This window comes from Microvirga sp. BSC39 (genome assembly GCF_000739015.1).
GTDB lineage: Bacteria > Pseudomonadota > Alphaproteobacteria > Rhizobiales > Beijerinckiaceae > Microvirga.
In genome coordinates, this window is sequence record NZ_JPUG01000076.1 from 171,273 (window position 1) to 184,927 (window position 13,655).

General features: G+C 61.4%; 6 protein-coding genes. All 6 read left to right on the top strand.

Translation table 11 applies throughout. The features are described 5' to 3' along the window. Positions 1-38: 38 nt before the first annotated feature. Positions 39-1,457 carry a mannose-1-phosphate guanylyltransferase/mannose-6-phosphate isomerase gene (locus tag MA07_RS21975; RefSeq protein WP_036356811.1) on the top strand — a complete coding sequence of 473 codons (1,419 nt, stop codon included), beginning with the start codon at positions 39-41 and terminating at the stop codon, positions 1,455-1,457. Next, positions 1,435-5,175 carry a right-handed parallel beta-helix repeat-containing protein gene (locus tag MA07_RS28070; protein ID WP_081929116.1) on the top strand — a complete coding sequence of 1,247 codons (3,741 nt, stop codon included), beginning with the start codon at positions 1,435-1,437 and terminating at the stop codon, positions 5,173-5,175. Before MA07_RS21975 ends, MA07_RS28070 begins: the two co-directional genes overlap by 23 nt. A 7-nt stretch (positions 5,176-5,182) precedes the next feature. Then, positions 5,183-6,280, top strand: coding sequence for an alginate lyase family protein (locus MA07_RS21985; protein ID WP_052003426.1), 1,098 nt, complete (start codon positions 5,183-5,185; stop codon positions 6,278-6,280). 137 nt (positions 6,281-6,417) lie between these two features. Continuing rightward, entirely contained in the window at positions 6,418-9,210 is a 2,793-nt protein-coding gene (locus MA07_RS21995) for an SEL1-like repeat protein (RefSeq protein ID WP_160195475.1), read from the top strand. Positions 9,211-9,282: 72 nt separating this feature from the next. Then, positions 9,283-12,135, top strand: coding sequence for a sel1 repeat family protein (locus MA07_RS22000; protein ID WP_081929118.1), 2,853 nt, complete (start codon positions 9,283-9,285; stop codon positions 12,133-12,135). Positions 12,136-12,237: 102 nt separating this feature from the next. Continuing rightward, a complete protein-coding gene (locus MA07_RS22005; protein ID WP_160195476.1) occupies positions 12,238-13,533 on the top strand; it encodes an SEL1-like repeat protein in 1,296 nt (431 codons plus the stop codon). Positions 13,534-13,655 lie beyond the last annotated feature (122 nt).

A 13,655-nucleotide genomic window follows, 5' to 3' on the forward strand; every position in this document is an offset into this window, starting at 1 on the left:
AACCGGAGGACATCACTTGGATTTTCTGGAGATCAACAATGGACAATATTATTCCGGTTCTCATGTGCGGTGGCTCAGGCACCCGTCTATGGCCGATTTCGCGGTCCAGTGAGCCAAAGCAATTTCATGCTCTTTCTGGCAGCGAGAGCCTGTTCCAGCAGACGGTTCAGCGCTTCCGCACGGAGCAGTACGCCGAACCTCTGATCGTCGTTAACACCAATCATCGCGACCTTGCATTGCGAGAGATCGGCCAGCTGAGCACAGGTTCGGCCCGGCTTCTGGTCGAGCCATGCGTGCGAAGCACGGGTCCGGCCATTGCTGCCGCTGCGGCTCTGATTGCCGAGGAGGACCCGGAGCGGTTGATGCTCGTTGCACCGAGCGATCACGTCATTGAGCAAACTGAGGTGTTTACGCAGGCTGTATCGCAAGCCGCGATGGCAGCTCGCCGGGGGCAGATCGTTCTCTTTGGTATTCGTCCAACCCACCCGGAGACGGGCTTCGGCTATATCGAGGTCAATGAGGCTTTCGATGAGGCCAGCTTCAAGGTTGCTGGCTTCGTCGAGAAGCCGAATCGAGCTGTGGCTGAGACATTGGTGGCCGGAGGCCGTCATCTCTGGAACAGCGGCATCTTCATGTTCACCGCCCGTACCATTCTGGAAGAGCTTGAACGGTATGCGCCGGAGGTCCTGGCCTGCGCCCGTCGCGCCCTGTCTACGGCCCAACGCGGCAACGATACGATCCGTCTCGCCGCCGACTTCGATACGGCTCCGGTCATCTCGATTGACTATGCGGTCATGGAGCGAAGCGACCGGCTGGTCTGCGTTCCCGTGGCGCCCGAATGGCGCGATCTTGGGTCTTGGTCGGCTCTGTGGGATGTGGGAAACAAGGACGGCAACGGGAATGTCTCCCGCGGAGACACGCTCCTCCAGGATGTGCGCGACAGCTATGTTCTCGGCAATTCCAGGCTCGTTGCCGTCATGGGTGTCGAGAAGGTGGTCGTGATCGATACGGCTGATGCGGTCCTCGTGAGCTCCTTGGACCAAGCCCAGAATGTCGGCCGCCTCGCAGCCGAGCTCGCCGCAGCGAAACGGCCGGAAGCCAATTTGCACAAGAGGGTCCGCCGCCCTTGGGGATCTTATGAGTCCCTGCGCGTCGGCGAGACTTTCCAGGTAAAGCACATTGTGGTCGATGTGGCAGGACGACTGTCGCTGCAGTATCACCACCATCGCTCCGAGCACTGGACCGTCGTTTCTGGAACTGCCCGCGTCACTGTCGGCGAAAGAGTCTTCGTCATGAAGGCCAACGAGTCGGTCTATATCCCCAAAGGGGACGTTCACCGGCTGGAAAACATCGGGGATGACGAACTTCATCTGATCGAGGTTCAGTGCGGCACCTATCTCGGCGAAGACGACATCGTGCGTCTGGAGGATCAGTATGACCGCATCGTCACGATCTGACGGTCGACGTCGACTGCGTACCGCCCTCCTTTTCATGTCCATGGCGCTGGTTTCCAGCGCCATGGCGCAGGGCAGCAATGAGGTGTCCCGCCTTGCAGACGAGGCACGCCAAGCTTTTCTTTCCGCCGAGCAGAATGGCGTCAACCTGAAGCAGAAGGCTGGCTATTATCAGGTTGCAAGGGCCAGGGTGAGGTTGCTTGAGAAATTCGCCAACCAGGATAATGCAGGCTCGGCGGAGCTGCGCGATGGGGCTCGGACCGAGTTGATGCGGCTTGCAGATGATGGTTTGAGCCATGACATTCTCAGCTCCTTCCTTCTGCAGTCTTCGCTCAATGATATTATGGGCGCTCCATCCACTGCGGATCGGGTGGAAGTGGGCGTATCGCTGCATCAAATTGCAGGCGAGCAGAGATCGCCGGCCTACCGGTCTGCCGCTTTCGTGGATCTCGCGCATGCTTATGCCAAGGCCGGCGCTCAGGACCGCGCATTGAGATATGCTTCTCTCGCGATAGAGACCGCCGATCAGATCCCTGAGCAGGGCACACGAGGGGGAGCTTACAAGGCTGCTGCCCGCGTAGCAGCAGGGCTGGGACCAGTGGGAACGGATCTCGCCGATCGTGCCGTCACCCGTATTCCACAATCCCGTGATCGCGCCTATGCGCGCCATGAGCTGGCGCGGATACAGCTCAAGGGCAGCCCCTGGGAGAAGGCGGCGGATGTCAAGCTGACCGCAGAGGCGAAGAAGCGTCTTGAGGCGGGGGATCTTCCCGGGAGCACCTTGCTGGCGCTTTCACTTCTGGACAGCAAAGCAAGGGATGAACTGCTCTCCAGCCTGATCGAATCTGCGATCTCCAGGCAGGAGGACAGGATTGCCCTTGTGGCGGCACAAGGGATCACACATTCGAGCAGCCAGGACAAAGCCATCAGCGCGGTTGTCAGGAGCTATGTTGACCGAGGTGCCGCGCTCCGGGCTGCCGAAGTGCTCAACGTCATGCAGGACAGCCCAGGCAAAGTCTCGATCCAGCTGAAACTTGCCGCCGACCTGAAGCAGGCTGGCTATGACGCCATGGCCGCTCATCTCCTGTCCGAAAGCACCCGGCAAATCGATACTTATGGCGAGGCCGTGCAACGCGCGGCTCTTCCCGATGTCGTCCGGGCGCTCACACGATCCGAGCGCCTAGACGAAGCGCTGCGCTATGCCAAACGGATCGAGCCTGGTGCCGAGGGATCCTCCATCCTCAGCGAACTGGCAAAGAAGCTGGCGGACCGTGGCCGGGTGCCCGACGCCGAGGCTCTGCTGCCACGCCTCGTCGACAAGGATCATCGCTCCCATGCGCTGAGTGGCATAGCGAGGGCGAAGGCGAAGGTCGGAGACATAGCCGGTGCCACGCAGATCGTTCCCGAACTTGTCGGAGCGAAGGACGTGGGACGTGCTCTCGCGTCCGTCGTCAGCGCCCATTCCCGGTCTGGAGATCTCAGCCAAGCGATGTCGTTGGCTGAACGTATAGAAGATACGGATTCCCGTCTTGCGGCTCTCTCGGAGGTTGCACGTCAGGCCAGGCAGCAAAGCAGAGGGGAGATGGGAGACCGCGCGTTGAACGAAACGGTGCGGGATGCCGAGGGGCTGGAAGCGGGGGCGCGGGACAAGCTGTTCCTGGAGATCATCAGATCTTTAGCTTTGGAGGTGAGTAAGGCTCGGGCGGGTGAACTCGCCGGACGCATCGCCGACGCCGGAATTCGCACGCGCGCCGAACAGCTGATCGTGGCAGCCGAAGTAGCGGATCTGGTCGCGAAGAGGAAGCGTGGTGAAATCCCCGAAGTCTTGCTGTTGCGCGGCATCAAGAAAGTCGAAGCGGACGAAGACAAGGCGGAGCTAGCACTCCAAATTGCCACTCTCCCGGAGGGCGGCATCCATGCTGCCGATCTGATCCGCACAATCCAGGACGAGCGGCTCCGTAGAGCGACCTTCCGGCGCTTGGCCGAGTTGCAGGCTGATCTTCTCAGGGCTCCCTCAGCCGAGGAACCCGGCATCGGCACACCGCAGGATGTGCAGACGGTCGCATCCATTTCCGATGAGGCCGAGGAAACAGCACAGGAAATCCAGACCAGAAGGGGTCTCGCGCTCATTATGGGTGATGCCGGAAAGGCCACAAACGCTGTCGCGCAACTTCCCCAGAGCTTCGTGACGGCTGCAGACGTCAGGGCCGGTACGCCATGGCCCGGCGACGCGGTAGTCGGAAGCACCTTTGCGAACCACAACCCCTACATAGCGAAGTTTTTTGAGGATGATGAGCAGGGAAGTACGCGGCTGGAGCAGGCAATCCGGCATCAAGGCCTGTCCTCGCCTCGAGTTATCGTGGTTCAAAGCGGTGCTGCGACACTAGGAATGGTGGCTCGCCAGCTGCAGGGCACCGACGCACGGGATCTCATCGGCTATAGTGCCGATGCCGTCACGGTGCGCGCACCGATCTTCGTCGCTCCAGGAGCCACACTCATTCTGTCCCGCCTTGACAGCCCGGTCTATCGGCTCAGTGCGAGCGCCGGCGCTTTCATCATCAATGCAGGCAATGTCCACATCATCGATGCCGAAGTCGCCGGATATGACGAGACATCACGGCAACCCCTCTGGGCTGACGCTGACAAATCCACCGGCTTCCGGCCTTTCCTCCTTACCTGGGGAGACGGACGCATGAACGTGGCTTCGTCCTCTCTCGTGGCTCTGGGCTATGACAACGCCAAGTCGTTCGGGTTGAGCTATTCATCAGGGCCGGAGCGGGTGGCCGAGCTGCGTGATCAGGCGCGTCCTACAGGAATGATCGTCGACAGCGTCTTCCATAACCTCTATTTCGGCCTCCAATCCTATGAAGCGGAGCGCATCCAGGTCGTCGGCAACGAATTTCGCGACAGCGTCGTCTATGCTCTGGACGCTCATGACCGCACAAAAGAAACCGTCATCGCCCTCAACACAATCTACGGCACGAAGCATCGGCACGGGATCACCATCTCGCGCGAGGTGGATGATGGGCTGGTCATCGGCAATATGACGTTCGACAATGCAGGTTCGGGAATCGTGATCGACCGTAACAGCACGAACAATGTCATTCATGCCAACAGTTCCTTCCGGAACGATCAGGACGGAGTCACCGTATTCGAGAGCTCCTGCAACGTTCTGACCAACAACTATCTTGCGAGCAACAGGAGAGACGGCCTGAAGGTGCGCAACAGCATCGACGTGGGGGCGTATTCAAACCGCATCGAGGCCAACGCCAATTCCGGCGTCAGCGCCTATATCGCCAACATCGTCGCGCAGAAAGGTGGAGCAAGCCAAGGCCCTGATCTCGCCAGCTACCTTCCGCTGACAAGCCTGTCTCTCAAGCACAATCGCTTCTCGGCCAATGGAGTCGGCATCAACGCGCAAGGGGTCTCGAGCCTGGCGATGTCATCCAACAGGTTCGTGAAGCAGTCCCGGCGTCTCCTCGGCGGCGACATCCGCGGGCTGGAAGGTCAGATCCTGCGCCTTACTTCTCAATCGGATGTTCTCGTCGCCAGCACATGCCGCCCGGCGAAGCCGGTTACAGCGTGCCGCCTGCGAGACCGGGGCTTCTTTGAGGGTGAGAGCGAGTTGCAGGTCTTCAGTCCCCAAGGAGGGCCCGATTGTACGGATGTCAATGGAAGCGTGCAGCATCGTGCGTTCTCCAGCACACCTCAAGGCACATAGAGGCAGCATGAAACCGGTACTCATCGTTCTTCTGCTGAATCTTCTGGCAATCGGCTCGTCTCACGCTCAGACCAAGGGGCATGGACTTTTCGATGTGGAGGCCCGCCGAGCCGCACTAGGGCAGTCGGCTTTCACAAGCGTACGTGCGGCTTGCCTTGCCATACCGCGAGATCCGGCATGGAGCAGCCTCAAACCGTTTGACCGCTTGAAGGCGACTGAAGGCTACGGGACGGACGGGACTGCCAATGATTATGCCTGGGCCGTCATGGTGCTGACCGGGCGCGCGCTTGCGGGTGACGCAGCTTCAGAAGTCTCCCTACGTGATCTTCTGCTCGCCTGGGCGAGGGCAAAGGCCTTCACCGATACAGAGGTCGAGCACGATGCCTATTATGCCCTGAAGCGCGTCCTTTTGCCTACCGTGGTGGCATTTTCCGTCCTGCAGCGCGGGCTGGATGAGGGACAGAAGTGGATGCTCGCCGACTGGATCGATCCTCTGGTCCGCAAGACCGATCGAGTTTTCGATGGCGTCGTCGACCGTAACAATCACCGTTACCTCGCAGACAGCCTGCTGATGACGTGGGGAGCCGTCGTCAAGGACGAGGCTCTCTACGCCAAAGGATACGACCGGTACCGCGCGGTTCTAGCTGAGGCGCGTCCTGATGGAAGCCTTGCTCTGGAGACCAGGCGGGGCGCCAGGGCTCTCTGGTACATGCGACAGTCCCTGGCGAGCCTTACTGTGATGGCCGAGGTGGCTGCCACACGCGGCACCGACCTCTACGATCTTCGGGTCGGAGAGGTGAATTTCGACCGGATCGCGTCCTACCTTCTGAATGGCATAGCGGAGCCCAACGTCGTTATGGCTTATGCGTCCGAGAACTACATTCCGGGCGGGGAGACGGATGCCCGCCGCCAGGATCTTGGCTTCATCACGAAACGCAGCCACGGGCGGCACTACATGGCCTGGGCCGAACCCCTGATGACACGTGATCGGGCAGGCCTCGCCACGAAAAGACTGAAGGCATTGTTCGTGCGCAACATCCGTTCGGATCGACCACTCATCGATGAATTCGTCGGTGGCAATGCCACATGCTTCTGGGGACGCTGATGGTTAGAGTCAAATCGCTCCTCACCAGCACTGTCGCAGTTTTCGCTGTGCTGTCGTGTTCGGCAGTTCAGGCGCAGGACTCAGCAAGTGCTGAACTCCAGGCTCGCTATCGCGCTGCAACGGCGAAGATGGAGGAATTGAAGCAGCGCACAGATCCCAATGCTCTCGTCGAACAAGCGCAACTGCTTCAGGATGGAGTTCCGGTCAGCGAAACCAACCCTCTCAAATCTCGTCGCTTCGAGGAGGCAGAGCGCCTTTACGACCGGGCGCTCGCAACGCCAGGAGCCCACTGGCCCTCTGCTGCTGTGCGCCGGGCCAAGCTAATCCTGTCGCGGGATAAAGACCAGCCTTCCATTCAGAGGGCGATGGACCTCCTGCGCCGCGCAGCAGCGCTGCAGAACCATGAGGCGGCCTTCCTTCTGGCCGGCTTGATGGAAGCGGGTCTCGGAGGGAAGCGCGACCTCGAAGCAGCAAGAAATCTCTACCAGATCGCTCTGCGCTCGGGGCACGGTCCCTCGGGACTTGCTCTTGCGCGGCTGGAGACGGAACCCGCCAAGGCAAACGTGTTTGCAACGCAGGGATTACGGCTTCTCTTTCAGGAAGCCAGGCAAGGGTCCGCCGAAGCGGCAAGAACATTGGCCGATCACTACAGGGCGACGGGTGACGGGCCAGAGCGCCTGAGCGCCGCGATCGAGTGGTATCAGCGGGCCATTGAACTCGGCGATGCGGAGGCTGCCTTGCAGTTGGGGCGCCTTCGCGTCGATCCGAAGTCGCCCCTGCGGCAGCCGCAGGAGGCCCGGAACGCATTCGTGAAGGCTGCCGAGCGCGGTTCGGTCGAAGCTGCCATGGTTCTTGCGGAGGACCCTTATAATGGCGCCGCTCTCGGTGTTCAAAACAGTGTCGCGGATGTGTGGCTCAACCGCGCCATTGAGACGAAAGCTCCTCGCGCGCTGGTCCTGGCAGCAGAGATCCGCAGCCAGTTTGGCGATGAGGGACGAACAGCTGCCAAGAGCCTTCTGCACGAGGCGCTGCAGCGGGTGGATGACGATGTAACGGCGCTCCTGGCTCTTGGGCGTCATGTGCGCGATGGCGTTCTGATCGAGCGCGATGTTCCGCTTGCCCTGAAGCTCTTCGACAGAGCAGCGGCGGGCGACAACACGACGGCCTTTTATGAGTTCGCCCGTACCGCTCTGAGCCACCAGGATGCCGTTGCGGACGGAATGCTAAAATCAGCCGTCGACCGTCTCAGAACTGCCGCCGATCGCGGGCACGTCAAGGCTGCCGTCGCAATGGGCGACGCGCTGCTCCTCGGCCAGGGTGTCCCGGAATCACAAGCCGCAGCCATGGAATGGTATCAGCGAGCAGCGGCCAGCGGATCTCCCGTTGCCTATATCCGCCTTGGAGATGTCTATGCTGCCCGCTCCGCAGGATTGGAGGCGCCACAGGCCCTGGAATGGTACCGCAAGGCGGCGGAAGCCAACAGCGCAATCGGGATGGTTCGCCTCGGCAAGATGTTCAACGAGGGCAGGGGGGTGCCTCAGGATCAGGCGCTTGCCGCCACATGGTTCAGCCGCGCGGCCGCCGCAGGCAGCGGTGCCGCAATGGTGGAGTTGAGTTCTCTCTACTCCCGCGCTGGGGGACCGGGACATTTCAATCTGGCTCGCGATTCACTCGAGAAGGCGATCCGTGCCGGTGATACCCGTGCGCCTATCGCCTTGGCCAAGCTTTACCTTGTGCGCGGGGAGCGTACCCTCGCCGAGATGACGCTCAAGAGGTCCGCAGACAGCGGCAGCGCGGAAGCCGCACTGAATCTGGCGGAGCTCTATTTGTCCGGACAGGCGACTGCGGAACAACAAGGCGCCGCGCGCCGGTGGCTCTCCATTGCCGAGAAGGCCATGGCGCATGATGACGGTCAGGTCAGTAGGATCGCCTCGATGTATCTGCGGCTCCCCGACGCAGGATCCACTGAGCACGGTTCATCTGCGCTGGAAGCGTTGGTCAGAAAGAATAACCCGGAAGCAATGACGTTGCTGGCAACGGCACTTCTGCATGGAACCGGCATCCAGCGCGATCCGGCGAGGGCCGAAGCTTTGTTCCGCCGCGCCATTCAGCTCGGACATGACGGTGCGCGCTTTATTCTGGCCAAGGCGTATCGGGATGGCGATGGGCTGCAGCGCGACCCTGCTCGTGCATTCGCACTCTATCGGGAGATCTACAGGGAAGAACCAGGCGATACAAAAATTCAGATCGCTTTGGGGGATGCCTATGCCCGTGGTGAAGGGGTCGCTCCGAACCGGCGTCTGGCTGCTGAATTCTACACGCAGGCGGCCCGTCAGGGAGATCCGGATGGGCAGGTTCGACTTGGGACTGCATATCTCTATGGCGCAGGAGTGGATCGCGACAGCCAGAAGTCAGATCATTGGCTTTCCCGCGCGGGCGAAGCAGGGGTGATTGAAGCAAAAGTTGAACTCGGCAGCGCGAAACTGTCTGGCCTTGCAGCGACGGTCGATGCAGAGGGAGCTTTTGCTTCCTACCTCCGCGCCGCAGAGGCGGGCTCGCAAGTCGCGATGATCGAGGTTGCACGCGCTCTGATGAAGGGCTTTGGAACTCTCGCTGACCCGGCTCTGGCGAAGACCTGGCTGGAGCGGGCTGCTGCTCTCGGATCGCCCGATGCGATGTTCGAGCTCCACCGTCTGTACGATGTCGGGACGAAGCCCAATGCTCGGGAGGCTGAGCGGTGGCTCAGGCAGGCGGCGCAGAGCGGCCACGCCGCCGCCATGTACCGCCTTGCACTTCGCCATCAGCAAGGAGCCTCCGAGCAAGACAAGACGATGGCTCGTGAGTGGCTCGAAAAGGCTGCTCGGGCCGGCCATTCGCAGGCTGCCAAGGCACTTCAGAAGCTTGGTGCATCGGCAGCAACACCAGGATGAGAGGCTGACGACGTGGCAGCGAGTGTGACACAGCGAACCTCAAGACAGGTTCAGGCAGAGCGGGCCGTGACAATGACGATCCTCACCCGTTCCACCGGCACGAAAGTAGGAAACGGCATGGTGCAATCCTTAGCGACTCTTGCCGGAACGGCATTGACCGCGATCATGGTGATCGTCGGTTCTGCCGAGGCCCAGGTCCCGTCGCCTCAACCTCTGGCACCCACCTCGGACTTCAGCAAGATCTGCTCGCCAGCTCCGAAGCCCTTTCTGACGCGGGATTGGAGCCAATGGGACAAGTCCCAGCCGGTCATCGACCCTGAGGAGATGTATGACGCGGCGATTGCGTATGCGGAGGGAAGTGCCTCTCTCAAGCGCGATCCGGTCACGGCGAAACGCCTGCTTGAAGACCTTTCCGACAGGTCATGGGCAGGGCGAGGCCGGGCTCACTACCGCCTCGGTAAACTGCTTCTCGAGCCCGTTGCAGGACCTGTCGACCCTGAACGAGCCGCAACGCACCTTGCGACAGCCTCATCCATGCTGAACCTGGATGCGTCCGTCCTTCTGGCGGAGCTTCATGAGCAAGGCCGCATCGGCCGTGCCAGCCTGGCAGAGGCTGAACGTCTTCTTCGTGCCGCATCTACGGCAGGTCATGTCGACGGTCTTATTGCCTTAGCCCGGCTTCAGCGCAGCGGACGGCTTGGCACGGCTCCTCAGGCTGGAACCAGCGATCTGATCACTCTTGCCCTGCAGTCCCTTCACGGCGACCTGAGCAGGGGACGGTGCTCCGCGCTTTATCGCATCGGGCTCATTCTCAGCGACGAAAGCCTCGTTCCGGGCGGCTTGCAGGAGGCGATCAAATGGTTTGAGGCTGGCGCCCGCCAAGGCGACACAAACGCCGACCTGGCTCTCGCCGAGATCTACCTGCAGGAGCGTGTCAAGGCTACTCCGGATCGATTCATCCGTCACCTCGAGCGAGCTGCGGAAGGTGGCAGGCCACGCGCCATGACTCTGCTCGGCGAACGTCTCATGCTCGGAGGTAAAGCGCCCAAGGATGTCCCGAAAGGCATTGCATGGCTGGAGCGTGCCGGCCTCAATGCGGATCCTGAAGCGTACAAGCTTCTTTCTCGCCACTACCGGGGGGAGTTCGGAGCTGCTCCCGATCTGCCGAAGGCCGCGGATGCCCTCCTGAAAGCAAGCCGGCTGCCAAGCCACAGCACGAGCATCCTTGTCGGTCTTGCGCGGCTCTATGCCATCGGAGTGAGTGGCCAGCCCGACGTCAAGGCGGCGCTGACCTACTATCGTCAGGCCGCTGATAGGGGCGATGTGGGAGCCCTGACCGATATGGCAAAACTTCTGTTGAGCCATCCGCAGGAGGGATCCCCGGAGACTCCCTTGCGACTGCTCAAGGAGGCGGCCGCCCGAAACCATCCGGAAGCCATGGGGGTTCTCGCGGAGCTTTATGCCTGCAGCACGATCGTCCCGCCCGATGCCTCTCAAGCAAGGGCCTGGCTGGATCGTGCAGCGGAGATGGGGCATGTCCGCAGCATTCTGGCGGTTGCATCCCAAAATGCAGCCGATCAAGGATCAGCTCATAAGAGCGCAGCGGCTCTCCTTCGCGCTGCAGAGCGAGACGACCGGGAAAGCATGGTTCTGCTCGCCCATGCTTTTCGGTCGGGACTGGGTGTGAAGCAGGATAGTCAGGCAGCTGATCGCTGGCGGGGTGCTGCGCTTGCACCGGGGGAGGGACGGTCCCGTGCGCTGCTTCTCCTGGCCCGCAGGATCCTGAGCGGTGAGGAAGGCAATCGGGATGACGGTGCAGCAAAAGCGCTTCTCGAGCAGGCCGCGCAGGAAGGGGAGCCGGGCGCCCAGTTCGAGCTTGGACGCCTTCTGATCGGGCACCGGGGGGATAGGGCGCATCTGCTGCAGGGCTTGCAGCTTCTCCAGGCTGCCGCAGCCTCCGGAAATGCCGCAGCCATGCTGGCGCTGTCCGAGGCCCCGGCCGATCTGCTGTCTTCGACCGGGAGGACTGCACAGGACTGGAAGAGAGCGGCAGCAGAGGCGGGCAATGTTCGAGCGGCGATCGCCCTCGCGTCGAGTGCAAAGGAGGCGGGGGACGCAGCACGTTGGCTTTCGCGTGCTGAGACGCTTCCGGTCTGCGGAGCCCGGGATATGGTCGAACTTGCGCAAGCCTATCATAAGGTGACCGGCCCTCAGCATCCTGAGCGCGCACGGTACTGGATGGAAAAAGCCCTTAGCAATCTTAACAGCGGTCCGAAGGATCCTGCCGCATTGTTTGCGGCGGGGCGAGCCATGATCGATGGTGTTGGCGGAATGGCTGACAAAGAGGCAGCCATCAACCAGATCAAGCTTTCTGCCGATGCCGGACGGCCTGATGCAATGCGCTACCTGGGACGCGGCTATATATCCGGTCAGTTCGGTGAGCAGAGCATGCAGATGGCCGTCGAATGGTTGTCGAAGGCTCTGCGCAGTGGGGACGGCAGCGTGGCCGCCGATCTCTCCCGCCTGGCTGCTATGCCTGGCAGCGAGGGAACTGCGGCAATTGCCGTCTTGAAGGAGAGCGCAGAGAGCGGCTTGGCGCCCGCCATGCGGGAATACGGCCGCAGCCTGCAACTCGGCCTGGGGATGGCTCCACAACCGGATATCGGCGCCTCCTGGTTGCGAAAAGCCGCAGAGGCTGGCGATACTGCCGCAATGAAGGAACTTTCCCGCGCCTATGCGTCCGGTTATGGCGTCGAACTTTCAGCCAGCGCCAGCACTGAATGGCTGCAACGGGCTGCACGGGCCGGCGATGCAGAGGCCATGCAAGGCTTGAGCCTTGCCATGACCCTCGGCTTTGGGACGGATGTGGATCCTATCGCAGCACAGGAATGGTTGAAGACAGCCGAAGGGGCGACCCGGAAGTGAACTAGCCTTTGGAACGTAGAGCGGATGTGACCGTCTATATTGGGCGGTTTGGAGATACAAATGATGAGAACAACCCGAATTGTGCTCCTGAGCTCCCTTGTGATGAGCATTGCGCCGGGCGTGATGGCAGCTTCCAATCCGGGCACCAGAACACAGCCGCGCCCATCCCAGGCTGCCGTTCCAACCTCTCCGCCGACTCAGGCTCAGCTCAAGGCCATGTCCACCATGCGGCTTCTGAAGCTCGGACAGAAGGCGCTGACCGTGGAGATGGACACGCAGGATTTTGTGACCGGGCTCGACGCCGTGAAGATCGCGTCCGCACGTGGAGACCGCGAGGCGACGCGCCTCATGGCCAAGATCATGGCTCGCCATCAGATCATTCTCGGAGCGGACGTTCGCGCAAGGCTTGAACGGCGTTTCCGCTTCGAGGCTCTTCGGGGGGCATCGAGTTCGGTTCTCGCCATCGCCAGCATGTATGACCGCGGCGACGGAGTCCCGGCCGATACGAAGAAAGCGGCGGAGTGGTATCTGTGGGCTGCACGGGTCGGGCATGAGCGGGCCATGGCGCACGTGGCCTATGCCTATGGCACGGGCCGCGGATTGGAGCGCAACGAGGGCACTGCCTTGAAATGGCTGGAAGGTGTGAACGAGGGGCGCCAGCGGAGCACTCTTCTTGAGATCGGGTGGGCTCTCGTGTTGAGCACGGAAGGCTCAAAAGATATGCCGGCCGCTCTCCGGTTCTTCGAGCGCGCCGCCCAGATCAAGCCCAGCACCGTCTATCAGGTCGCTCTCGATCTCGAGAGAGGAGCGCGGGGTGTCCAGGATCGCGAAGCCGCGGGCCACCTGATCCGGGTTGCCGCCGAACGGGGTGACAGCGGCGCTGCCACTCATCTGGCCAATGCACTCTCGGGCAGCAGCGACGTCGAGGATCAGCGGCGAGCGGTGCAGTGGTATGGCCTTGCCGCTCAGGACAAGACCAATATCGCAGCTGGACAAAGCCTCTCGCGCCTCCTTGCGCTGCGGCCGCAAGGGGGGCTTGTGTCGGACATTGTCGCAGCTCTGGAAAAGGCAAAGGCGGCCGGCAATACTGAAGCACTGATCGGCCTCGCCCACGCCTACTCGGAAGGCATCGGCGTCGATGCCTCGCCAGAGAGAGCCGCCACCCTGCTGCAGGTAGCCTCGGACGCGGGACATGCAGAGGCGAAGTACAAATTAGGGCTCATGTATAAATCGGGTTTAGGCGTCACGGCCGATCTCAACAAGGCGGTCGAGCTCATGACAAGCGCCCGGGACAGCGGCTACCCTCTTGCTGCCGTAACCCTGGGCTCGATGATGGAGCCAGTCACGACAAACTCTGTCGGGGAGCCTGCTCAAGCAAGTGAAGCTGCCGTGCAGTGACCTAGTCTTGAGCGAAAACACCTGATGTCACTTGTTCCAACACATGTGATGCAGTGCATGTGCTCATCTTCCTATGGAGCACAGACTTTCTTATGCCGGCAAAGACCGTTGTTCTACTCAAG

Coding starts and splice junctions, on each gene's coding strand:
- MA07_RS22005 (WP_160195476.1), top strand. CDS start 12,238: ATGAGCATTGCGCCGGGCGTGATGGCAGCTTCCAATCCGGGCACCAGA.
- MA07_RS21975 (WP_036356811.1), top strand. CDS start 39: ATGGACAATATTATTCCGGTTCTCATGTGCGGTGGCTCAGGCACCCGT.
- MA07_RS28070 (WP_081929116.1), top strand. CDS start 1,435: ATGACCGCATCGTCACGATCTGACGGTCGACGTCGACTGCGTACCGCC.
- MA07_RS21985 (WP_052003426.1), top strand. CDS start 5,183: ATGAAACCGGTACTCATCGTTCTTCTGCTGAATCTTCTGGCAATCGGC.
- MA07_RS22000 (WP_081929118.1), top strand. CDS start 9,283: ATGACGATCCTCACCCGTTCCACCGGCACGAAAGTAGGAAACGGCATG.